Source organism: Agromyces sp. Root81 (assembly GCF_001429165.1).
Classification (GTDB): domain Bacteria; phylum Actinomycetota; class Actinomycetes; order Actinomycetales; family Microbacteriaceae; genus Agromyces.
Map to the genome: position 1 here is coordinate 529,260 of NZ_LMIR01000004.1, position 22,084 is coordinate 551,343.

Genomic DNA, 22,084 nt, shown 5'->3' on the forward strand with positions numbered 1-22,084 from the left:
GACTTCGTCGTTCCACCGCGAGCGCAGCAGGTCAGCTCGCGGCGCCCTCCGGCACCGCCTGCACGCCGCCCGTCGCCGGGTCCGCTCCCGTTCCCAGCCCCGGTCCCGCGACATCCTCGGGGTCGACGAGCGATTCCGCGTCGGCGGGGGCCGCGAACTGCGCCTCGTAGAGCCGCGTGTACGCGCCGCCGACGGCGAGCAGCTCGGCATGGTCGCCCTGCTCGACGATGCGCCCGTCCTCCATCACGAGGATGAGGTCGGCGTCGCGGATCGTCGAGAGCCGGTGCGCGATCACGAAGCTCGTGCGGTCCTCGCGCAGCGCGTTCATGGCGTGCTGCAGCAGCAGCTCGGTGCGGGTGTCGACCGAGCTCGTCGCCTCGTCGAGGATGAGCACGGCCGGCTGCGCGAGGAACGCCCTCGCGATGGTCACGAGCTGCTTCTCACCGGCCGAGAGGTTCGACGCCTCGTCGTCGAGCACCGTGTCGTACCCGTCGGGGAGCGTCCGCACGAAGCGGTCGACGTACGTGGCACGGGCCGCCTCGAGGATCTCCTCCTCCGAGGCATCCGGTCGCCCGTAGGCGATGTTGTCGCGGATCGTGCCCGTGAACAGCCAGGTGTCCTGCAGCACCATGCCCATGCGCGCTCGCAGCTCGTCGCGCGTCATGCGCGTGATGTCGACGCCGTCGAGGGTGATGCGCCCGGAGTCGAGCTCGTAGAAGCGCATGATGAGGTTCACGAGCGTGGTCTTGCCCGCGCCGGTCGGGCCGACGATCGCGATCGACTGCCCGGGTTCGGCGGTGAGCGAGAGGTCGGCGATGAGCGGCTTCGCGGGGTCGTAGCTGAACGAGACGTCGTCGAAGACGAGCCGGCCGGATGCCTCGCCGTCAGCGTCGACCGGCGCCTCGGGCTCCACCGGGTCGGGCACCTGCTCGTCGGCGTCGAGCAGCTCGAAGACCCGCTCGGCGCTCGCGACGCCCGATTGCAGGAGGTTCGCCATCGAGCCGAGCTGGCTGAGCGGCTGCGTGAACTGCCGCGAGTACTGGATGAACGCCTGCACGTCGCCGAGACTGATGCTGCCGGCCGCGACCATGAGGCCGCCGACGACGGCGATCGCGACGTAGACGAGGTTGCCGACGAACATCATGGCGGGCATGATGATGCCGCTCACGAACTGCGCGCCGAAGCTCGCCTCGTAGAGCTGGTCGTTCTTGTCGTCGAACCCGCGCTCGACCTCGCGGCGGCGGCCGAAGACGCGCACGAGGGCGTGGCCCGAGTAGGCCTCCTCGATCTGCGCGTTGAGCGTGCCCGTGTGGGTCCACTGCGCCACGAAGAGCTTCTGCGAGCGCTTCGCGATGACCGTCGTGATGAGGATCGTGAGAGGGATGGTGACGAGCGCGATGACCGCCAGCAGCGGCGAGATGATGAACATCATCACGAGCACGCCGACGACCGTGAGGAGCGACGTGAGCAACTGGCTCATCGTCTGCTGCAGCGACTGCGAGACGTTGTCGATGTCATTCGTCACTCGTGAGAGCAGCTCGCCGCGCTGCATCTTGTCGAAGTACGACAGTGGCAGTCGGTGGAGCTTCTCCTCGACCTCCTGGCGCAGGCGGTAGACCGTGCGCTGCGTCACACCGTTCAGCACGTAGCCCTGCGCCCAGCCGAAGAGCGAGGCGAGCACGTACAGCGCGAGCACCCACAGCAGCACGGTCGCGAGGGCGCCGAAGTCGATGCCCTGCCCCGGCACGAGGTGCATCGAGGCCACCATGTCGGCCTGCTGGGTGTCGCCGGAGGCGCGCAGTTGATCGACGACCTGCTGCTGCGTGGCTCCCGCGGGCATCTGCGACGAGAGGAAGCCCTCGAAGATGATGTTCGTGGCCTCACCGAGGATCTTCGGGCCGAGCACCGAGAAGACGACACTGACGACGCCGAGCAGGATCACGGCCACGACGAGCGCGCGCTCGGGACGGAGCCGGCTCAGCAGGCGCTTGGCCGACGGCCAGAAGTTCATCGACTTCTCGGCCGGCATGCCCATGCCGCCCATCGGGCCGCCGCCCATCGGGCCGCGGCGAGGCGGACCGATCGGTCGCGTCGGCGCGGCCGGCTTCTCCTGCGGCTCGGCGGACTCCTGCGGCTGTCCCTGCGACTCGCTCATGCCGCCTCCTCCACGCTCAGCTGGCTCTCGACGATCTCGGCGTACGCCTCGGAGCTGGCGAGCAGTTCCTCATGCGTGCCGTGCGCCGTGATGCGGCCGTCTTCGACGACCAGGATCTTGTCGGCCCCCACGATCGTCGCGACCCGCTGGGCGACGACGATCATCGTGGCATCCGACACCGTGCTCGACAGTGCCGCGCGGAGGCGGGCGTCGGTCGCCGTGTCGAGTGCCGAGAAGGAGTCGTCGAAGAGGTAGATCGGCGGTCGTTTCGCGAGGGCGCGGGCGATGGACAGCCGTTGTCGCTGCCCACCCGACACGTTCGTGCCGCCCTGGGCGATGGGGGCGTCGAGCTGGCCGGGCATCGCCGCGACGAAGTCCCGTGCCTGCGCGGTCTCGAGCACGCTCCAGAGCTCGCCGTCGCTCGCGTCGGGGTCGCCGTAGCGCAGCGTCGAGCCGACGGTGCCGGCGAAGAGGTACGGCTTCTGCGGCACGAGGGCGAGCTGGGCGCCGAGCACCTCGGGGTCGAGTTCGCGCACGTCGACGCCGCCGACGAGCACAGAGCCGCCTGTTGCGTCGAAGAGCCGCGCGACGAGGTTGACGATGGTCGTCTTGCCCGAGCCGGTGGCGCCGATGATCGCCGTCACCTGGCCGGGTTCGGCGACGAAGCTCACGCCGTGCAGCACGGGCTCCTCGGCGCCGGGGTAGGCGAAGTCCACGCCGCGGAACTCCACGGCGCCGGGAGCGGTCAGGCCGAAGACGGGGTGGTCGGGATCGACGACGCTCGACGCGGTCTCGAGCACCTCGCCGATGCGGCCCGCCGAGACCGCGGCGCGCGGCAGCAGGAAGGCGATCATCGTCGCCATCATGACGGCCATCAGGATCTGGATGAGGTAGCTGAGGAACGCGGTGAGCGAGCCGATCTGCATCGAGCCGTCTTCGACGCGGAAGGCGCCGAACCAGAGCACCGCGATGCTCGAGACGTTGAGCACGAGCATGACGACCGGGAAGACGAGCGCGAAGAGGCGTCCGGCCTTCAGGGCGGTATCCGTGAGCGCGTCGTTCGCCTCGTCGAAACGCTCGCTCTCGACGCCTTCTCGCACGAAGGCCCGGATGACCCGGATGCCGGTGAGCTGCTCCCTGAGCACCCGGTTCACGCCGTCGATGCGCTTCTGCATCGACTGGAACAGAGGCACCATGCGGCTGATGATGAGCCCGACCGAGATCAGCAGCACGGGAACGGCGACGACCATGATCCACGAGAGGGCGAGGTCTTCGCGGAGCGCCATGATGACGCCGCCGATCGCGAGGATCGGCGCGGAGACGAGGATCGTGCACGACATGAGCACGAGCATCTGCACCTGCTGCACGTCGTTCGTCGAGCGGGTGATGAGGCTCGGCGCGCCGAAGCGCGACACCTCCTGTTCCGAGAAGTCGGCGACCTTGCGGAACACGGCGACCCGCAGGTCGCGGCCGAAGGCCATCGCCGCCTTCGCGCCGAAGTAGACCGCGGCGATGGCGCACGCGACCTGGGCGAGGGTGATGGCGAGCATGACCCCGCCTGTGGAGATGATGAAGCCGGTGTCGCCCTTGGCGACGCCGTCGTCGATGATGTCGGCGTTCAGCGTCGGCAGGTAGAGCGAGGCGATCGACTGCGCGAGTTGGAACACGACGACGCCCACGAGGAGCGCCCAGTACGGCCGCAGGTGGCGGCGCAGCAGTTTCATCAGCATGGAGCGGTTCCCATCGGGCTGGTCGTGGTGGTCGGGTCGGTCGGTGCAGCGGATGCCGCGGTCGCAGGTGCGGCCGTCGGTTTCGCGATGCCGTGCACGATGAGGTGCGCGAGCTGATCGGTGTCGAGCCCGATGGTCGGGCCGAACTGCGGCATCGCCGACGAGAACGCGACGAGTCGCACGAACTTGAAGACCTGGGCGGGCGGCACGCGCAGCGCCTCGAGGTCGGGGGCGAGCAGCTCTTCGAAGATGCTCGTGATGATCTCGAGGTTCTGCGCCGGCGGTCGTGGGCGACCCCCGAGCGCGGCGAAGACGCCGAAGATGCCGCTGAACCGGTCGAGGAAGCGGGCGAGCACGAGCTCGACCTTCATCTCGAGGGGCAGCGACGGATCGATGCTGCGAAGTGCCGCTCGAAACGGCTCGGGGTCGAGGAAGCGCTCGACGGCCGCGTCGATGATCGCCTCCTTGTCGTCGAACACGCGGAAGAGTGTGCCCTCGGCGACGCCGGACGCATCGGCGATCTGCCGGGTCGTGACGTCGCGGCCGTGGGCGACGAGCAGCGGCAGCGTCGCCTGCGCGATCGCCCCTCGACGCTCTTCGACCGGCATCGGCTTCGCGCGCATCGCGCGCCCCGTACTCGTCGTCATGCGGGCGATACTACGCGGAGTGAGCGCTCACTCCACCACGGGATGCGCGAGAATCCGGCGATGCACGGCCTTGTTCGCCGATGGCGAAACGAGTGGCCGAAGCATCCGGCGATTGGGAGGTGGTTCCTCCCGATGGATCCGTTTCGCTACCTTGAGTCATGGCCATGAGTCGAGAGACTGCTCGAGCAGTCGTGCTGGTGATCGCGTCGGCGACGTTCGCATTCGCGGCCTGTGCATCGCTGTGGGTGGCGCCTCGAGCGCTCGGGTCGGGCGCTCCGGAGGCGTACGCGACATTCCATGATGGAAGCCGCTTCGGCATCGTGCTCTTCACGGTGGCGTGGACACTGTGGTCTGCTGCGTGCGTCACGCTCGTGCTCGTGAACCTGACGCGCTCCGACGCGTGGGCTCGCGGGGGCCGCCACCGCTCGATCAGCCTTGCGGGGTCGGCATTGATGACCTACGGCCTCATCGGGACGGCATCCTGGATGCCCTACCTTCAAGTGGATCTCGCGATGGAGCACGTGATTCCGTGGCAGCAGCGCGAATCGGGCGCGTCCGCGCTCTTTCACGTGGTGTGGGTCACCTCGGCGTGCGCCATGATCGCCGCGTTGGCCCTCGGGGCCGCAGGGGCCGCGATCGACCGAGCGATCGGCAAAGCACCCCTCCTGACCGCGTAAGAGGCCGGCGGACCCGGGCCAGGGGGTACGGCTAGCGCTGTGCGCGACCCCGCCCGCCGAGCGCACGCTCGTCGCGGTTGCCCTGGAGGTCTTTGCGCAGTTCCTTCGGCAGCGAGAACATGAGGTCCTCCTCGGCCGTCTTCACTTCGGAGACCTCGCCGTAGCCGGCGTCGGAGAGCGCCTCGAGCAGCTCTTGCACGAGCTCTTCGGGCACGGACGCCCCACTCGTCACGCCGACCGTCTCGACGCCGTCGAGCCACTCCTGCTTGACCTCGCTCGCGTAGTCGACGCGGTAGGCGGCCTTGGCGCCGTACTCGAGCGCGACCTCGACGAGACGCACGCTGTTCGAGCTGTTGGCCGAGCCCACCACGATCACGAGGTCGGCGTCCTGCGCGACCTTCTTGATCGCGACCTGGCGGTTCTGCGTGGCGTAGCAGATGTCGTCGGAGGGCGGGTCCTGCAGGTTCGGGAACCGCTCGCGCAGGCGCCGCACGGTCTCCATGGTCTCGTCGACCGAGAGCGTGGTCTGCGAGAGCCACACGACCTTGTCGGGGTCCTGGACCTCGATGTTGTCGACGTCGTCGGGGCTGTTGACGATGGTCACGTGATCGGGCGCTTCGCCCGCCGTGCCCTCGACCTCTTCATGCCCTTCGTGGCCGATGAGCAGGATCTCGAAGTCGTCGCGCGCGAAGCGCACGGCCTCGCGGTGCACCTTGGTGACGAGCGGGCAGGTCGCGTCGATCGCGTGCAGGCCGCGGTCGGCGGCTGCGTTCACGACGGCCGGCGAGACGCCGTGCGCGCTGAAGACGATGTGGGCGCCCTCGGGCACCTCGTCGACCTCCTCGACGAAGATCGCGCCCTGCGCCTCGAGCTCGGTGACGACGTGGATGTTGTGCACGATCTGCTTGCGCACGTACACGGGGGCACCGTAGTGCTCGAGCGCCTTCTCGACGGCGATCACGGCGCGGTCGACGCCCGCGCAGTAGCCGCGCGGCGCCGCGAGCAGCACCCGCTTCCGTCCGGGGACGGGGTTATCCTTGAGCCGGCCGCGCACGCCCGGAACTCGGGGCATGCCAAGGCCGATTCGCGGGGTGTCCGTAGTGCTCGTCACGGTGCCCATCCTACGCGGCTGACGCGGGCCGACGGCTGGGAGGCCAGACATGACGGATGCACCGGCGACACGCGAAGCCCCGTGGCCGGTCGCGCTCCTCTCGGGCAAGCTCAAGCAGTACATCGACCGGCTCGGCACGGTGTGGGTCGAGGGCGAGATCACCCAGTGGGGCGTCTCGGGCGGCAACGTCTACGGCAAGCTGAAGGACCTCGACGCCGAGGCGACCCTCTCCTTCCAGGTGTGGTCGTCGGTGCGCGCCCGGTTCGACGAGCAGTTCAAGCAGGGCGACCGGGTGATCGCGCTCGTGAAGCCCAATTGGTGGGTCAAGGGCGGCTCGCTGTCGATGCAGGTCTTCGAGCTGAAGCACGTGGGCCTCGGCGACCTGCTCGAGCGGCTCGAGCGCCTGCGCGCCCAGCTCGCGGCCGAGGGGCTGTTCGATGCCGGGCGCAAGCGCCGCCTGCCGTTCCTGCCCGGCGTCGTCGGCCTCATCACCGGCAAGGACAGCGACGCCGAGAAGGACGTGCTGCGCAACGCCAAGCTGCGCTGGCCGGCCGTCGAGTTCCGGGTCGTGCACGCCGCAGTGCAGGGTGAGCGCACCGTCTCCGAGGTCGTCGCGGCGATCGAACGCCTCGACGCCGACCCCGAGGTCGAGGTCATCATCGTCGCCCGCGGCGGCGGCGACTTCCAGAACCTGCTGGGCTTCAGCGACGAACGCGTCGTGCGGGCGGCGGCAGCGGCATCCACCCCCATCGTCTCGGCCATCGGGCACGAGGCCGACCGGCCGCTGCTCGACGAGGTCGCCGACCTTCGAGCCTCCACTCCGACGGATGCCGCGAAGCGCGTCGTTCCCGATGTGAACGAGGAGCTCGTGCGGGTCGAGCAGGCCCGCGCCCGGCTCGGCATGCGGCTGCAGGCGATCCTCTCCCGTGAGATCGACCGCATCGGCCACCTGCGCTCGCGACCGGCACTGGCCGAGACCGCGTGGATCGTCGACCGCCGCGGCGAGGACCTGACCCGCTGGGTGGCGCGCGGCGCGGAGCTCGTCGACCGCACGATCGACCGGCAGACCCATCGCATCGCCGAGTTGCGCGGGCACCTGCGGGCACTGTCGCCGCAGGCCACCCTCGACCGCGGCTACGCGATCGTGCAGGGCGCCGACGGCCATGTGGTCCGCGGTCCGGCGGGAGCGCCCGACGGCGCAGAGGTCACCGTCACGCTCGCCGACGGCGCGTTCGCCGCGGTCTCCCGCGGTGCCGTGCCGTCGGTGCACGACCTCGTGTCGGAGTCGTCGCCCGAGCCCGCAACGGGCCCGCGCGGGGCTGTCGGCGACGCCGAATAGAATGGATCCCATGCCCACCCCCACCGACGTCTCCGAGCTGAGCTACGAGCAGGCGCGCGACGAACTCGTGCAGGTCGTCGGCGAGCTCGAGCAGGGCTCGGCGACCCTCGAGCAGTCGCTCGCGCTCTGGGAGCGCGGCGAGGCCCTCGCGGCACGGTGCGAGGAGTGGCTCATCGGCGCGAAGGCGCGTCTCGACGCGGCCCGCGCCGGCGCTGCTCGCGGCGCGTCCGACGAAGCCGGCGACCGCTGATGGCGAAGCGTCCACCGCGGGTCGTCGCTGAGCTTGGCCGGCCGGAGACCCCTGAGGAGACGGCCGCCCGCAAGGCCGAGAACTCGCTCAAGCACCGCCAGCGCCAGACGCTGCGCAACCTCCTCCTCGCACTCGGCGCGAGCCTCGCCGTCGTGCTCGTCATCGTGCTGATCGTGCCGCGCAGCGACACCCCCATCGAGCGGAATGTCGACGTGGCGTCCCTCGCCCAGCAGGCGCAGGCCGCGAGCGTCGATCCGCTCGCCGTGCCCGAGCTGCCCGAGGAGTGGCGCGCGAACGCCGCCGAGCTGCGCGTCAGCCAGGCCGACGAGGTGACCGCGTGGTACGTGGGCTACCTGACCCCGAGCGACGAGTTCATCGGGTTCTACCAGGGCCTCGACGCGAACCCCACGTGGGTGGCCGGGCTCCTCGCCCGCACGCTCGCCGTGGGCACGACCACGATCGACGGCGTCGAGTGGACGGTCTACGACAACCGCGACTCGACCGAAGACGTGGGCAACGCCCGGTACGGGCTCACCACCGAGGCGGGCGGCAGCACCTTCGTGCTGCTCGGCACCGCGACGCCCGAAGAATTCGAGACGCTCGCGTCGGCACTCACGCCGACGATCGAGGCGCAGGACTGAAAGGCACGCCGTGACCACGCAGCCGATCGATCGCCCCACGACGCCGGCTGAGACGTGGCGCGAGCTGCGACGCGGCAACGAGCGATTCATCACCGGCGAACCGCAGCACCCGCGTCAAGACGTCGACCACCGCAACTCCCTGGCACGCGGCCAGCGGCCGCTCGTCGCGATCTTCGGATGCAGCGACTCGCGTCTTGCGGCAGAGATCATCTTCGACGTCGGCCTCGGCGACGCCTTCGTGGTGCGCAACGCCGGCCAGGTCGTCACCGATTCGTCGCTCGGCTCGCTCGAGTACGCCGTCGGCATCCTGAACGTCCCGCTCATCCTCGTGCTCGCCCACGACGAGTGCGGCGCCGTGCGCGCCGCCATCGACTCGCAGGCCGCCGACGCCGCTCCGCTGCCGAGGCACATCACAGGGCTCGTCGACGCCATCGTGCCCGCCGTCCGCAAGGTCGCCGGCGCACCCGATGGCGCCGCGATCGAGCCCGAGCACGTCGACGCCGGGTTCGTCGGCCGCGAGCACCTGCGCAACACCGTCACCGGGCTCGTCGAGGGCTCCGAGATGATCAGCGACGCGATCGCAGCGGGTACGCTGGCTATCGTCGGCGCGAACTACCGATTGTTCGAAGGTCGCGTCGAGACCGACATCGTCATCGGTCGCATCTGACGCCGTCACTCGGCATGCCGGCACCGACCGGCACTCGCAGAACCGAAGGGGAACACACCGTGGTGGACAACGCCGCCGACTATCGCATCGAGCACGACACGATGGGCGAGGTGCGGGTCCCCGCATCGGCGCTCTACCGGGCGCAGACCCAGCGTGCCGTCGAGAACTTCCCGATCTCGGGCGCGGGCCTCGAGCCCCAGCAGATCCAGGCGCTCGCGCGCATCAAGAAGGCCGCAGCACAGGCGAACGCGCAGCTCGGCGTGCTCGACCCGGCCATCGCGAAGGCGATCGAAGACGCCGCCGACGAGGTCATCTCGGGCGTGCACGGCTACGCCGAGCACTTCCCCGTCGACGTGTACCAGACCGGCTCCGGCACCTCCTCGAACATGAACATGAACGAGGTGCTCGCCACGATCGCGACGGGCAAGCTCGGCAGCGCGGTGCACCCCAACGACCACGTGAACGCCTCGCAGTCGTCGAACGACGTCTTCCCGACCTCGGTGCACATCGCGGTCACGGCGGCGCTCATCGACGACCTCATCCCGGCGCTCGACCACCTCGCCGTCGCCCTCGAGGCGAAGGCCGTCGAGTGGGCCGGCGTCGTGAAGGCCGGCCGCACCCACCTCATGGATGCGACCCCGGTCACGCTCGGCCAGGAGTTCGGAGGCTACGCCCGCCAGATCCGCCTCGGCATCGAGCGCGTGCGCACGGCACTCCCCCGCGTTGCCGAGGTCCCGCTCGGCGGCACCGCGGTCGGCACCGGCATCAACACCCCGGCCGGGTTCCCGCAGCTCGTCATCTCGCTGCTGCAGAGCGAGACCGAACTGCCGATCACCGAGGCCGCCGACCACTTCGAGGCCCAGGCCAACCGCGACGGCCTCGTCGACGCTTCGGGTGCGCTGCGCACGATCGCCGTGAGCCTCACGAAGATCACGAACGACCTCCGCTGGATGGGTTCCGGCCCGAACACCGGCCTCGGCGAGCTCCGCATCCCCGACCTGCAGCCGGGCTCCTCGATCATGCCTGGCAAGGTCAACCCCGTCGTGCCCGAGGCCGTGCTCATGGTCTGCGCACGGGTCATCGGCAACGACGCGACGATCGCGTGGGGCGGGGCATCCGGTGCCTTCGAACTCAACGTGCAGATCCCGGTCATGGGCACGGCGCTCCTCGAGTCGATCCGCCTGCTCTCCAACTCGGTGCGCGTGCTCGCCGACAAGACCATCGACGGTCTCGAGGCCGACGTCGAGCGCGCAACCGCCCTCGCGGGCATGTCGCCGTCGATCGTGACGCCGCTCAACAAGCTCATCGGCTACGAGGCCGCGGCGAAGATCGCGAAGCACTCGGTGGCGAAGGGCATCACGGTGCGCGAAGCCGTGATCGAGCTCGGCTACGTCGAGCGCGGCGACCTCACGGTCGAGCAGCTCGACACGGCGCTCGACCTGCTGTCGATGACGCGCCCGCCGCAGGCGAAGTAATCTCACGAGACTGATCGGATGCCCCGTGCCGAGCCTCGGCACGGGGCATCCGTCGTCTCTGCCGCCCCCTACGCCAGCTCGTGCCCGTCGAGCATCTCGGCGACGAGCGCCGCGATGGCCGAGCGCTCCGAGCGGGTGAGCGTGATGTGAGCGAACAGCGGATGCCCCTTCAGCGTCTCGATCACGCTCGCGACGCCGTCGTGGCGGCCCACGCGCAGGTTGTCGCGCTGGGCGACGTCGTGCGTGAGCACCACGCGCGAGTTCTGGCCGATGCGGGAGAGCACCGTGAGCAGCACGTTGCGTTCGAGCGACTGCGCCTCGTCGACGATCACGAACGCGTCGTGCAGCGAGCGCCCGCGGATGTGCGTGAGCGGCAGCACCTCGAGGATGCCCCGGTCGATGACCTCCTCGAGCACGTTGTCGGAGACCACCGAGCCGAGCGTGTCGAACACGGCCTGGCCCCAGGGGTTCATCTTCTCGCCCTGATCGCCCGGCAGGTAGCCGAGCTCCTGGCCGCCGACCGCGTACAGCGGGCGAAACACCATGATCTTCTTGTGCTGCTGCCGTTCGAGCACGGCTTCGAGACCCGCGCACAGGGCGAGCGCCGACTTGCCGGTGCCGGCCCGGCCGCCGAGCGAGAGGATCCCGATCTCGGGGTCGAGCAGCAGGTCGATCGCGAGCCGCTGCTCGGCCGAGCGCCCGTGCAGCCCGAAGACCTCGCGGTCGCCGCGCACGAGCCGCACCTCGCGCTCGCCCACGACCCGGCCGAGGGCCGAGCCCCGATCGGAGTGGATGACGAGACCCGTGTTGATCGGCTGCTCGAGGTCGGCGGGCACCGTCAGATGTTCGTGCTCGTAGAGCTTGGCCATGTCGTTGGAGCCGAGGTCGAGCTCGGCCATGCCGTTCCAGCCCGAGTCGATCGCGAGCTCGTGCCGGTACTCCGCGGCGTCGAGCCCGATCGACGCGGCCTTGACGCGCAGCGGCAGGTCCTTCGAGACGACGGTGACGGCGAGGCCGTCGTTGGCGAGGTTCAGCGCGCACGCGAGGATGCGCGAGTCGTTGTCGGAGAGCCGCAGCCCCGACGGCAGCACGCTCTGGTCGCTGTGGTTCAGTTCCACGCGGAGCGATCCGCCGTCGCCGACGGTGATCGGGAAGTCGAGTCGCTCGTGCTCGACGCGCAGTTCATCGAGGATGCGCAGGGCCTGACGGGCGAAGTAGCCGATCTCGGGGTCGTTCCGCTTGGCCTCGAGCTCCGTGATCACGACGACGGGCAGCACCACGGCGTGCTCGTCGAAGCGGAACAGGGCTTTCGGATCGGAGAGCAGCACCGAGGTGTCGAGCACGTACGTGCGCTCCTGCTGTGCTGCTGCGGCGCCTGCCGCGAGATCGGTCGACTTGGAGGTAGAGAGTGACACGCCAGCTCCCGCCCCGAGCATCAGCTCGGCATTCCGCGCCGGCGGCGAACCTCCCACGAGCGGTTCACGAGCCGACTCGATCGGACGACTTGTCCGATGCCACAGACGCTACGACGGTGCCGGCGAATCGGCACGACCGACACGCTGTGCGACACACGCCGTTCACCTTCGAGCGGATGCCGCGGCGCACGCCCTCCCGAGAATCGGGCCGCTCGCCGGCCTCAGTACGAGGCTGCCGTGCTGTACGACACGAACGCGGCGCGGAGCATCTCGAGCGTCTCGTCGGAGGTCGCGGCGTGCACCGACAAGCGGATGCGCCCCTGCCGCATGGTCGCCGTGACGCCGTGGTTGTGCAGCGAGGCGGTGAGCAGGGTGACCTGCTCGGTCGGCGGCTCGAGCACGACGATGCCGGCGCGCTCGCGCTCGTCGCGCGAGGAGACGACGGCGATCGCGAACTCGTCGGCGAGCTCGATCGTCTGGCTGACCCGCTCGGCCATGGCGGCGTTGATCGCGCCGACGCCGGCCCTTGCGATCTCCTCGAGGCTCGCGGCGAACCGGGCCTCGGCGATCGGGTCGGGGTTCGAGATCCGGAAGGCGCGGGCGTCGGGAGCGGGCGGCGGCACCTCGCCCCACGGTTCAGCCTCCTCGGTGCCGCTGAAGCCGGAGAACACGGGAGTCAACTGGTCGAGCGCACGCGGCGAGAGCGCCATGAAGCCCGTGCCCCACCCGGCACGGCACCATTTGTGCCCGCCGGTCAGCACGACGTCGGCGACCTCCCACGGTGCGTCGACGACGCCGAAGCCCTGGATCGCGTCGACGATCAGCAGCCGGTCCCCGATGACCTGCCGGATGCCCTCGATGTCGCACAGGTAGCCGGAGCGCGAGTCGACGAGGCTCACGGCGACGGCCGCGACGTTCGACTCGAGTTGCTCGCGGATCTGCCCGGGGGTCACCTTGCCGTGATCCGTCTCGAGCCAGACCGGCTGCACCGTGTGCAGGGCCTCCTGCGCACGAACGGCCGCGATGGGCAGGCTCGGGAACTCCTCGGCCGAGAGCAGCACGCCCCCGGTCAGGCCGAACATCGCGTGCATGATGCCCGTCGTCGTGTTGGGCTGGAAGACGATCTGCTCGGCCGGGAACCCGGTGACCGCCGATGCCGCTGCACGCACCCGGGTATCCTGCTCGCGGATCTCGTCGAGGCTGCCGTGGCGCGCACGCTGGAGCACCTGGGTGAAGACGAGCGACTCCTCGGCGGCGGCGGTCGAGAGCGGCCCGACCCGGCCGTAGTCGAGGTATCCGGGTTCCTGGGTGAACCCGGCGGTGAAATCGTCGATGGTCACGTGTGCGTGCCCCCTTCTTCGAGGCAGAGGTTGTCGGCGGGCATAGTCTGTCAGACCGGGGTGACGCGAGTCATCCGCCGAATCGGCGATGACGCTTCGTGTAGTCGCGGAGGGCCCGCAGGAAGTCGACCTTGCGCAGGTCGGGCCCGAGCGCCTCGACGAAGTAGAACTCGCTGTGCGCCGACTGCCAGAGCATGAAGTCGCTGAGGCGCTGCTCCCCCGAGGTGCGGATGACCAGGTCGGGGTCGGGCTGGCCGCCCGTGTAGAGGTGCTGCCCGATGAGGTCCGGCGTCAGTCGCTCGGCGAGGTCTTCGAGGCTCCGCCCCTCGGCGTGATGCGCGGCGACGATCGAGCGCATCGCGTCGGTGATCTCCTTGCGGCCGCCGTAGCCGACGGCGAGGTTCACGTGCAGGCCGTGCTTGTCGGCGGTGCGGTGCTCTGCGGCGTCGAGCGCCGCGACGAGCGGCTCGGGCAGGCCGGCATCCGACCCGACGTGCTGCACGCGCCAGTCGCGGTAGTGCGAGAGCTCTTCGGCGAGCTCGGCGATGATCTCGATCAGGTCGGCGAGCTCGGCGCTCGGCCGGTTGCCGAGGTTGTCGCTCGAGAGCAGGTAGAGCGTGACCGTCGAGATGCCGGCGTCGTCGCACCATTCGAGGAACTCGCGCATCTTCGCGGCACCGGCGCGATGGCCGTGCGCCGCCGTGTCGTAGCCCAACTGCTTCGCCCAGCGCCGATTGCCGTCGATGATCATCGCGACATGGCGCGGCACGGCCGCCGGGTCGAGTCCGCGCCGGAGCCGGTTCTGGTAGAGGCGGTAGAGAAGGCCGCGACCGAGGGGCTGATCGCTCGTCTGCACGGGACTACGCTACCCCTCCGACGCATCCGACACTCACAGCCGGCCGTGACCGGCGAGGTCCTACGCTGTGAGGATGACCTCGAAGCGCCGGCGCGGATCGCACGACACCGCGGCAGAACTCTCCCGCCCCGTCGCGGCGGAGGACCCGGGCGACACTGCCGTCGCGCGGGGCGACCACGGCCCCGACCTGCCGAACATCCCGCTGCTCGACGATTCGCTCGCGCACCCCGAAGAGGTCAAGCCGACCTGGCGCGGCTGGATCCACGCCGGCACCTTCCCGGTCACGATCGTGGCCGGCATCGTGCTCATCGTGCTGGCAGAGGGCGCTCCCGCGAAGTGGGCCTCCGCGGTCTTCGTGCTCTCATCGATGCTGCTCTTCGGCAACTCCGCGCTCTACCATCGCTTCAACTGGAAGCCGAAGACGAAGCTGATGCTCAAGCGCATCGACCACGCCAACATCTTCCTGCTGATCGCCGGCACCTACACGCCCCTCGCGGTGCTCGCACTGCCGCCCGACAAGGGCTGGCTACTGCTCGGCGTCGTCTGGGCCGGCGCCCTCGCGGGCATCGGCTTCCGCGTGTTCTGGATCGGCGCCCCGCGCTGGCTCTACGTGGCGCTCTACCTGCTGCTCGGCTGGGCCGCCGTGATGTACCTCGGCGACCTGCTCGCGGCGAACGCCGCGATGATGGTGCTCGTCATGGTCGGCGGACTGCTCTACACGGGCGGCGCCATCGTCTACGGGCTCAAGAAGCCCAACCCGTGGCCCGGCGTCTTCGGATTCCACGAGATCTTCCACACCTGCACGGTGCTCGCGTTCATGTGCCACTGGACGGCGACGCTGCTCATCGCGATGGCGCCGGTGTATCACGTCGGTTGAGTCCGCGTCGGTTGAGTCCGCGTCGGCCGAACCGCCGCGGGGCGTCGATCAGCGAGCGGATGTCTCGTCGGGATCGTCGTCGGGCGAACCCGGCTCGGCGGGCGGGAGCGTGCCCGAGGCATCCGTGACCTGACCGTCGGCCTCGGCGATCTCGGCATCGCGCGCCTCGGCCTCGAGCTGCTCGCGCACCTCGATGCGGTAGTTCGTGCGGCGGATGCGGCGGACCATGTCGAGGATCAGCAGCAGCACGACGACCATGATCAGGAACGTCACGACGAAGCCCCAGACACCGGGAGTCACCGTGTTGGGGTCGAACTCCTCGTCTTCTGCCAGGAAGGTCAGGGCGGGGACGACGAGCATCGGACTCTCTTTCACGCTTGCACGGGCGAGCTCGGCCCTTCGCTGGGCGCGTTAGGCTTGAATCCAAGCCTAGACGATCGACCTCGAAGGAGCTCGCGGTGACCGCGCCCCAGAACGCAGCGCTCGACGCGCGCTATGGGCGCACCCGAACGCACCGCACCCGCGACCGCGTGCTGCTCATCGGCGGCGCCATCGCCTTCGCGGTCGTGCTCGTCGCGTGGGTCGTGTGGGCGGGGCTCGACGGCCAGAAGCCGCAGATCGAGGTCACCGACACCGGTCACCGCCTCATCAACGAGGACCGCGCGGTCGAGGTCAGCTGGAACCTCTCGGTGCCGCCCGGCAACGACACCGCGTGCGTCGTGCAGGCCCTCAACGAGGATTTCACCGTCGTGGGCTGGAAGGTCATCGACGTTCCGGCCTCGGAGCGGCACATCCGCAGCCTCACCGAGACCGTGCGCGTCGCGCAGGAGGCCAACACCGGTTTGATTTACGGTTGCTGGCTCACCTAACATAGGACATTCGCTCCGACGTCCGTCGGGGCGACACGTCTATACGGCGTGCAGCTGAGGCTGCACCAGCCGACAAATTGTGTATCCGTCAGTCGGATACCCATTCACGGGAGTGTGCATCATGGCGCAGGACGTCACCGTCACCTGGCTCACCCAGGAGGCGTACGACCGCCTCGCGGCGGAACTCGAGCACCTCTCCACCCACGGCCGCGAAGAGATCGCCAAGCGTATCGAGGCCGCGCGCGAGGAGGGCGACCTCAAGGAGAACGGCGGCTACCACGCCGCCAAAGACGAGCAGGGCAAGATGGAGGCCCGCATCCGTCAGCTCAAGGAGCTGCTCCGCACCGCCGAGGTCGGCGACGCGCCCCAGTCCACCGGCGTCGTCGAGGCCGGCACCGTCATCACCGCGATCATCGCGGGCGACGAGGAGACCTTCCTCATCGGCAGCCGCGAGATCGCGGGCGACTCCGAACTCGATGTCTGGAGCACGCAGAGCCCGCTCGGCGCCGCGATCCTCGGCCTGAAGATCGGCGAGAAGACCAGCTACACCGCGCCCAACGGCCGCGAGATCGCCGTCGAGGTCACCCGCGTCGAGACCTGGGGCGGCCAGTAGGCCCGTCAGCGCTCAGTGCGTGAGCACCGGCGGCGACGGATGACCCGTGCCGCCGGTCACTCGTTGTCGACGACCGGTTCGTAGCCGGCCCGTCGCAGCACGTCGACGACCTCGGCGCGATGGTCGGGACCGCGGGTCTCGATCGAGAGCTTGAGCTCGACCTCGGAGATCTGCAGCCCCGAACCGTGCCGCGTGTGCAGCACCTCGATGACGTTCGCGTTCGCCTCGGCGAGAAGCTCGGCGATGCGTGCGAGCTGACCAGGGCGATCGGGCATGCCGATGCGGAGGGTGAGGTAGCGATCGGAGGCCGCGAGTCCGTGGGCGATCACCCGCTGCATGAGTAGCGGATCGATGTTGCCGCCCGAGAGCATCGCGACGACCGGGCCGTCCGAGGTGATCTGCCCGGTCATGATCGCGGCGACCGAGACGGCACCGGCCGGTTCGACGACGAGCTTCGCGCGCTCGAGCAGCACGAGGAGCGCCCTCGCGATGTCGTCTTCGGAGACCGTCACGATCTCGTCGATCGCCTCGCGGATGATCTCGAAGTTCAGCTCGCCCGGCCGGTAGACGGCGATGCCGTCGGCGATCGTCGGCACGACCGGTACGCGCTGCGGGGATCCGGCCGCGAGCGACGCGACGTAGGGCGCCGCGTTCTCGGCCTGCACGCCGACGACCCGGATCGTGCGCCCGAGCTGGGCGGCGCGCTGCTTGGCCGCGCTCGCGATGCCAGCGGCGAGCCCGCCGCCGCCGATGGGCACGATGATCGTCGCGACGTCGGGGGTCTGTTCGAGGATCTCGAGTCCGAGGGTGCCCTGGCCGGCGATCACGTCGGGGTGGTCGAACGGCGGGATGATGACCGCGCCGGTCTCGTCGGCGAACGCCGCGGCCGCTTCGAGCGTCTCTCCGACCGAGTCCCCGCGGAGCACGACCTCGGCGCCGTAGGCGCGCGTCGCCTCGAGCTTCGGGAGGGCGACGCCAACCGGCATGAAGATCGTGGCGCTGATGCCGAGCTCGCGAGCGGCGAAGGCGACGCCCTGGGCGTGGTTGCCGGCCGAGGCGGCGACGACGCCGCGCGCCCGCTCCGACTCGGTGAGCGCGGCGATGCGGTTGTAGGCGCCGCGGAGCTTGTAGGAGCCGGTGCGCTGCAGGTTCTCGCACTTGAGGTGCACGGGGACGCCGAGCAGCTCGGCGAGGAACCGGGACGACTCCATCGGAGTCTGCCGGGCGACGGCCGAGACCACGCCTCGCGCACGCTCGAAGTCGGCCAGGCCCGGCCCGGCGATCGTGGTCGTCAACTCGTTCATTCTCCTCGTTTGTAGCCTGGGCGTTGCGGCACGGTGCGCCAGAGCGGCGACCGCACCGGCGGCGGCGGGCCTGCGTCGTTCTTCCAGGCACCGCTCGCGACCGAGAGGATCATGACGTTCACGACGGCCGCGACGGGCACGGCGAAGAGCGCGCCGGGGATGCCCGCGACGAGCGATCCGGTCGCGACCGCGAGCACGACGCCGAGCGGATGCACCTTCACGGCGGTGCCCATGATCAGCGGCTGCAGCACGTGGCCCTCGACCTGCTGGACGAGCAGCACGATGCCGAGCATGATGAGGGCGATCACGGGCCCGTTGTACACGAGCGCGACGAAGACGGCGAGGGCACCCGTCGCGACCGCACCGACGATCGGGATGAACGAGCCGAGGAAGACGAGGATCGCGATCGGCACGGCGAGCGGCACACCGAGGAAGAAGGCACCGAGGCCGATGCCGATCGCATCGATCGTCGCGACGAGGATCTGCACCTTGACGAAGTTCTGCAGCGTCGCCCACCCGGCTTGTCCCGCTCCGTCGATGGCGGCGCGCCCTCGACGCGGGAAGATGCCGACGATCCAGTTCCAGATGCCTCGGCCGTCGATGAGGATGAAGAGCGTCGCGAAGAGCGCGAGCAGCATGCCCGCGAGGAAGTGCCCGAACGTGGTGGTGACCGAGAGCGCACCGCTCAGGAGCACCCCGGTGTCCTGCTGCACCGACTGGATGATCTGGTCGGCCCAGTCGTTCAGTTGCGCTTCGGTGATGTGGAACGGCCCGTCGAGCAGCCAATCGCGGAAGCGATCCCAGGCGACGAGCGACTGCTCCGCGAGCTCGTCGGATCCGCGCACGATCTGCGAGATGCCGAGGGTGAGCAGGCCCCCGACCGCGATGAGCGCGGAGAGCATCGCGGTCGTGACCGAGAGCCATTTCGGCCAGCGGCGCTTCTGCAGGAAGCCCGAGAACGGCACAAGAAGGGCGCCGATGAGCACGGCCACGAGCATCGGGATGACGATGAGGCGCAACTGGATGATCAGGAACACCACCACGGCGAGCACGCCGCCGATGAGCAGGATGCGCCATGACCAGCCGGCGGCCAGCCGCACCCCGAACGGGATGCTCTCGGTGACCTCGCTCTGCGCGTCCTCCGCCTGCTGCGCGGGCGTTGACGTCTCCGCCACGCCCCGCGACAACCGGCCCCGTTTCCGCCCCGTGGAGTCCGTCATCGCTCCAGTCTAGGCGCGGCGTATGAACGGGGCGGCATGGGCAGCGGATGCCCCGCGTCCGCGTCGGTCTACGATGTCGGCCGTCCCCGCTATCGTCGAGGCATCATGGTCGACGTCGTCAGCCCCGCCCTCGCCCGCCGCATCGCGCTGGCGGCCCAGGGATTCACCCGCCCGCTCCCCGAGGCGCCGGGCACGCGCGCCGTCAACGGGGTCATCGATCGCCTCTCGTTGCTCCAGATCGACTCGGTCAACGTCTTCGAGCGGAGCCACTACCTGCCCGCGTTCAGCCGGGTCGGCGCCTACGACCGAACCGCGCTCGACCGCATCACGACCGGTCGCCGCGGGCGCATGGTCGAGTACTGGGCGCACCAGGCCGCCTACATCCCGCGCGAGCTGTGGCCGCTCTTCGAGTTCCGGCGCGAGGCCTACCGCGCCGCGGGCAGCGACTGGGGCGGCTGGGTCGCCGAGAACGCGCCCCTGGCCGAGTGGCTTCGAGCCGAGCTCGCCGCGAACGGCCCCATGCGGGCGAGCGAGATCGAGCACGACTCCAACGAGCGGCGCGGCCCCTGGTGGGGCTGGTCCGACGTCAAGCGCACGCTCGAGATGATGTTCCGCACGGGCGACGTCGTGTGCGTCGAGCGACGGCGCTTCGAGCGCGTCTACGCACTCCCCGAGCAGGCGCTGCCGGGCGAGCTGCTCGGCAGCGCCCCGGCAGAGGCCGACGCCGTGCGGGAGCTCGTGGGGCTCGCGGCATCCGCTCAGGGCATCGCGACCGAGGCCGACCTCGCCGACTACTGGCGCATGAAGCGGGCGCCGGTGCGGCAGGCGATCACCGAACTCGAAGACTCCGGGGTGCTGCTGCCGGTCGAGGTGCCCGGGTGGACCACCGGGGCGCGTCGGACCCCGGCCTGGCTGCACCGCGACGCGAGACGACCGCGCCGCATCGAGACCGCCGCGGTGCTCTCGCCGTTCGATCCCGTGGTGTGGTTCCGGCCGCGCACCGAGCGGCTCTTCGACTTCCACTACCGCATCGAGATCTACACGCCCGAGCCCGATCGCAAGTTCGGGTACTACTCGCTGCCGGTGCTCATCGACGACCGTGTCGTCGGCCGGGTCGACCTGAAGAGCGACCGGCAGGCCGGCGTGCTGCGGGTGCAGTCCGCGTGGAGCGAGCCCGGGGCGCCGGCCGACACCGCGGCGCGACTCGTGCCGGTGCTGCGGCGTGCGGCCGCCTGGCAGGGACTCGACGAGGTGACGGTCACGGGTCGGGGCGACCTCTCCCCCGCGCTGGCGGCAGAGCTCCGCACGGCGGCCGCCTGAGCGGCGGATCGCCTGAGCGGCGGATCGCCTAGAACGCGCCGCCCATCTCCTCGAGCCGCTTGATGCGCTCTTCGATCGGCGGGTGGGTGGCGAAGAGCTTGTCCATGACGCCCGGCTTCAGCGGGTCGGCGATCCAGAGGTGGGCCATCGACGAGTTCTGACGCTTCATCGGCCGGCCGTACGTGTCGAGCTTCGCGAGGGCACGGGCGAGCGCGTCGGGGTGGCGGGTCGTCATCGCACCCGTGGCATCCGCGAGGTACTCGCGCTGGCGCGAGACGGCGAGTTGCACGAGGCTCGCGACGAGCGGCGCGATGAGCATCGCGACGATGCCGAAGATCATGACGACCGGATTGCCGTTGTTGTTGCCTCGGCCACCGAAGAAGGCCATGCGCACGAGCATGTCGGAGATGAAACCGACCGCGACGACGAGCCCGAAGACGATCATCGAGAGGCGGATGTCGTAGTTGCGCACGTGCCCGAGCTCGTGGGCCATGACGCCCTCGAGCTCCGCGTCGTCCATGATCTCGAGCAGACCCGTGGTCGCTGCGACCACGGCGTGTTCGGGGTCACGGCCGGTGGCGAATGCGTTGGGCGCGGGATCGGAGATCACGAACACCCGCGGCATCGGCGTGCCAGTGGTGATCGAGAGGTTCTCGACGGTGCGCCAGAGCCGGGGGTGGTCGGCCTTGGAGTGCAGCTCGACCGCGCCCGACATCGAGAGCGCCTGCCGGTCGGCGGTGAAGTACTGGAACAGCGCGTACGCGGTCGCGATGACGAGCGTCACGACGACGATCGTGACGTCTTGGTAGATGAACGCCGCGAGCCAGCCCAACCCGCCGATGATGGCGAGGAAGAACAGGATGATGAAGACGGTGTTGCGTTTGTTCTTCGCGATCGCGCGGTACAACGCCGGCCCTTAGAACTGGACGCGCGGAGGCTCGGCGATCGCCGCCGGCTCCGTGACCTCGAAGAAGTCGCGCTCGTGGAAGCCGAGGCCGCGCACGAACAGGGTGTTCGGGAAGACCTTGATCTTCGTGTTGAGCTCGCGCACACCGCCGTTGTAGAACCGGCGCGAGGCCTGGATCTTGTCTTCGGTGTCGACCAGCTCGGACTGGAGCTGCAGGAAGTTCTGGCTGGCCTGCAGCTGCGGGTACGCCTCGGCGACGGCGAAGATCGACTTCAGCGCCTGCTGCATGTGGTTCTCGGCCGCACCGGCCTGGGCTGGGCCCTGAGCCGAGAGCGTCTCGGCGCGCGCCTGGGTGACGGACTCGAAGACCGACTTCTCGTGCGCCGCGTAGCCCTTGACCGCCTCGATGAGGTTCGGGATCAGGTCGGCACGACGCTTCAGCTGCACCGTGATGTCGCTCCATGCCTCATCGACGCGCACGTTCAGCGTGACGAGGGAGTTGTACGTGGCCCAGAGGTAGATGCCGATGATCACCACGAGCGCAACGACGATGATGACGGGGATGAGCCATTCCATGGCACGGACTCCTAAGCGCTCTGAGCGACGGTTGCTGTGTCCGGTCATTCTACCGAGCGGGCCTCCGCGTGAGCTGTGCTTCCCATGAGACTCGG

General features: G+C 69.7%; 22 protein-coding genes. 10 read left to right on the forward strand and 12 right to left on the reverse strand.

Going from position 1 to position 22,084, the window contains the following annotated elements:
- Nucleotides 1-31: 31 nt before the first annotated feature.
- From ASE14_RS19310 to ASE14_RS19320, 3 genes are read right to left on the reverse strand one after another with little or no spacing between them, the layout of a single operon-like run.
- Nucleotides 32-2,155 (reverse strand): ABC transporter ATP-binding protein, encoded by a 2,124-nt coding sequence (locus ASE14_RS19310; RefSeq protein ID WP_369816512.1) that lies wholly within the window; start codon nucleotides 2,153-2,155, stop codon nucleotides 32-34.
- On the reverse strand, nucleotides 2,152-3,885 hold the full coding sequence (locus ASE14_RS19315) for an ABC transporter ATP-binding protein (protein WP_056658935.1): 1,734 nt from the start codon (nucleotides 3,883-3,885) through the stop codon (nucleotides 2,152-2,154). The genes ASE14_RS19310 and ASE14_RS19315 overlap by 4 nt, the downstream gene beginning before the upstream one ends.
- Complete coding sequence (locus tag ASE14_RS19320; RefSeq protein ID WP_082601075.1) at nucleotides 3,879-4,532, reverse strand: TetR/AcrR family transcriptional regulator; 654 nt, start codon at nucleotides 4,530-4,532, stop codon at nucleotides 3,879-3,881. The genes ASE14_RS19315 and ASE14_RS19320 overlap by 7 nt, the downstream gene beginning before the upstream one ends.
- A 164-nt stretch (nucleotides 4,533-4,696) precedes the next feature.
- Here ASE14_RS19320 and ASE14_RS19325 point away from each other — a divergent pair, with 164 nt between their 5' ends.
- Nucleotides 4,697-5,209, forward strand: a complete 513-nt coding sequence (locus tag ASE14_RS19325) for a hypothetical protein (RefSeq protein ID WP_157373096.1) — start codon at nucleotides 4,697-4,699, stop codon at nucleotides 5,207-5,209.
- 31 nt (nucleotides 5,210-5,240) lie between these two features.
- Here the strand turns inward: ASE14_RS19325 and ASE14_RS19330 are convergent, their stop codons facing one another.
- Entirely contained in the window at nucleotides 5,241-6,281 is a 1,041-nt protein-coding gene (locus tag ASE14_RS19330; RefSeq protein ID WP_056658943.1) for a 4-hydroxy-3-methylbut-2-enyl diphosphate reductase, read from the reverse strand.
- A gap of 88 nt (nucleotides 6,282-6,369) precedes the next feature.
- Here ASE14_RS19330 and xseA point away from each other — a divergent pair, with 88 nt between their 5' ends.
- Genes xseA through ASE14_RS19355 form a run of 5 tightly spaced genes read left to right on the forward strand, consistent with a single transcriptional unit; the run spans nucleotide 6,370 to nucleotide 10,692 of the window.
- Nucleotides 6,370-7,659, forward strand: coding sequence for an exodeoxyribonuclease VII large subunit (gene xseA / locus ASE14_RS19335; protein WP_082601076.1), 1,290 nt, complete (start codon nucleotides 6,370-6,372; stop codon nucleotides 7,657-7,659).
- 1 nt (nucleotide 7,660) lies between these two features.
- Entirely contained in the window at nucleotides 7,661-7,909 is a 249-nt protein-coding gene (locus ASE14_RS19340) for an exodeoxyribonuclease VII small subunit (RefSeq protein WP_056658946.1), read from the forward strand.
- On the forward strand, nucleotides 7,909-8,550 hold the full coding sequence (locus ASE14_RS19345) for a DUF4245 domain-containing protein (protein ID WP_056658949.1): 642 nt from the start codon (nucleotides 7,909-7,911) through the stop codon (nucleotides 8,548-8,550). The genes ASE14_RS19340 and ASE14_RS19345 overlap by 1 nt, the downstream gene beginning before the upstream one ends.
- Nucleotides 8,551-8,560: 10 nt before the next feature.
- A complete protein-coding gene (locus ASE14_RS19350) occupies nucleotides 8,561-9,217 on the forward strand; it encodes a carbonic anhydrase (RefSeq protein ID WP_235511491.1) in 657 nt (218 codons plus the stop codon).
- A 59-nt stretch (nucleotides 9,218-9,276) separates the two neighbouring features.
- The gene (locus ASE14_RS19355; RefSeq protein WP_369816513.1) at nucleotides 9,277-10,692 is read left to right on the forward strand and encodes a class II fumarate hydratase; all 1,416 of its coding nucleotides are present in this window, start codon (nucleotides 9,277-9,279) and stop codon (nucleotides 10,690-10,692) included.
- 68 nt (nucleotides 10,693-10,760) lie between these two features.
- On the opposite strand, the gene ASE14_RS19360 is transcribed toward ASE14_RS19355, so the two are convergent.
- From ASE14_RS19360 to ASE14_RS19370, 3 genes are all read right to left on the reverse strand, one after another.
- Nucleotides 10,761-12,128 (reverse strand): PhoH family protein, encoded by a 1,368-nt coding sequence (locus ASE14_RS19360; RefSeq protein ID WP_082601111.1) that lies wholly within the window; start codon nucleotides 12,126-12,128, stop codon nucleotides 10,761-10,763.
- 200 nt (nucleotides 12,129-12,328) lie between these two features.
- Nucleotides 12,329-13,447, reverse strand: a complete 1,119-nt coding sequence (locus ASE14_RS19365; protein ID WP_056658951.1) for an aminotransferase class V-fold PLP-dependent enzyme — start codon at nucleotides 13,445-13,447, stop codon at nucleotides 12,329-12,331.
- A gap of 70 nt (nucleotides 13,448-13,517) precedes the next feature.
- Nucleotides 13,518-14,303: an isoprenyl transferase gene (locus ASE14_RS19370; protein ID WP_056658954.1), complete on the reverse strand. Its 786-nt coding sequence runs from the start codon at nucleotides 14,301-14,303 to the stop codon at nucleotides 13,518-13,520.
- A 73-nt stretch (nucleotides 14,304-14,376) separates the two neighbouring features.
- On the opposite strand from ASE14_RS19370, the gene ASE14_RS19375 reads away from it, so the two are divergent.
- Entirely contained in the window at nucleotides 14,377-15,180 is an 804-nt protein-coding gene (locus tag ASE14_RS19375) for a hemolysin III family protein (protein WP_082601078.1), read from the forward strand.
- Nucleotides 15,181-15,228: 48 nt separating this feature from the next.
- Here ASE14_RS19375 and ASE14_RS19380 read toward each other — a convergent pair whose 3' ends face one another.
- Nucleotides 15,229-15,540: a hypothetical protein gene (locus ASE14_RS19380; protein WP_082601112.1), complete on the reverse strand. Its 312-nt coding sequence runs from the start codon at nucleotides 15,538-15,540 to the stop codon at nucleotides 15,229-15,231.
- A gap of 98 nt (nucleotides 15,541-15,638) precedes the next feature.
- Between ASE14_RS19380 and ASE14_RS19385 the strand changes: the two genes are divergently transcribed.
- Together ASE14_RS19385 and greA are read left to right on the forward strand one after the other, a co-directional pair.
- Entirely contained in the window at nucleotides 15,639-16,049 is a 411-nt protein-coding gene (locus ASE14_RS19385) for a DUF4307 domain-containing protein (protein WP_056658957.1), read from the forward strand.
- Nucleotides 16,050-16,170: 121 nt separating this feature from the next.
- The gene (gene greA / locus ASE14_RS19390; protein WP_056658960.1) at nucleotides 16,171-16,662 is read left to right on the forward strand and encodes a transcription elongation factor GreA; all 492 of its coding nucleotides are present in this window, start codon (nucleotides 16,171-16,173) and stop codon (nucleotides 16,660-16,662) included.
- A gap of 56 nt (nucleotides 16,663-16,718) precedes the next feature.
- Here the strand turns inward: greA and ilvA are convergent, their stop codons facing one another.
- On the reverse strand, nucleotides 16,719-17,966 hold the full coding sequence (gene ilvA / locus ASE14_RS19395; RefSeq protein ID WP_056658963.1) for a threonine ammonia-lyase: 1,248 nt from the start codon (nucleotides 17,964-17,966) through the stop codon (nucleotides 16,719-16,721).
- Nucleotides 17,963-19,186, reverse strand: a complete 1,224-nt coding sequence (locus tag ASE14_RS19400) for an AI-2E family transporter (protein ID WP_082601080.1) — start codon at nucleotides 19,184-19,186, stop codon at nucleotides 17,963-17,965. Before ASE14_RS19400 ends, ilvA begins: the two co-directional genes overlap by 4 nt.
- 105 nt (nucleotides 19,187-19,291) lie before the next feature.
- On the opposite strand from ASE14_RS19400, the gene ASE14_RS19405 reads away from it, so the two are divergent.
- Nucleotides 19,292-20,506, forward strand: coding sequence for a winged helix-turn-helix domain-containing protein (locus ASE14_RS19405; protein ID WP_056659397.1), 1,215 nt, complete (start codon nucleotides 19,292-19,294; stop codon nucleotides 20,504-20,506).
- A gap of 28 nt (nucleotides 20,507-20,534) precedes the next feature.
- On the opposite strand, the gene ASE14_RS19410 is transcribed toward ASE14_RS19405, so the two are convergent.
- A complete protein-coding gene (locus tag ASE14_RS19410) occupies nucleotides 20,535-21,413 on the reverse strand; it encodes a M48 family metalloprotease (RefSeq protein ID WP_056658966.1) in 879 nt (292 codons plus the stop codon).
- 9 nt (nucleotides 21,414-21,422) lie between these two features.
- Nucleotides 21,423-21,989, reverse strand: coding sequence for a LemA family protein (locus tag ASE14_RS19415; protein WP_056658969.1), 567 nt, complete (start codon nucleotides 21,987-21,989; stop codon nucleotides 21,423-21,425).
- Nucleotides 21,990-22,084: the final 95 nt, after the last annotated feature.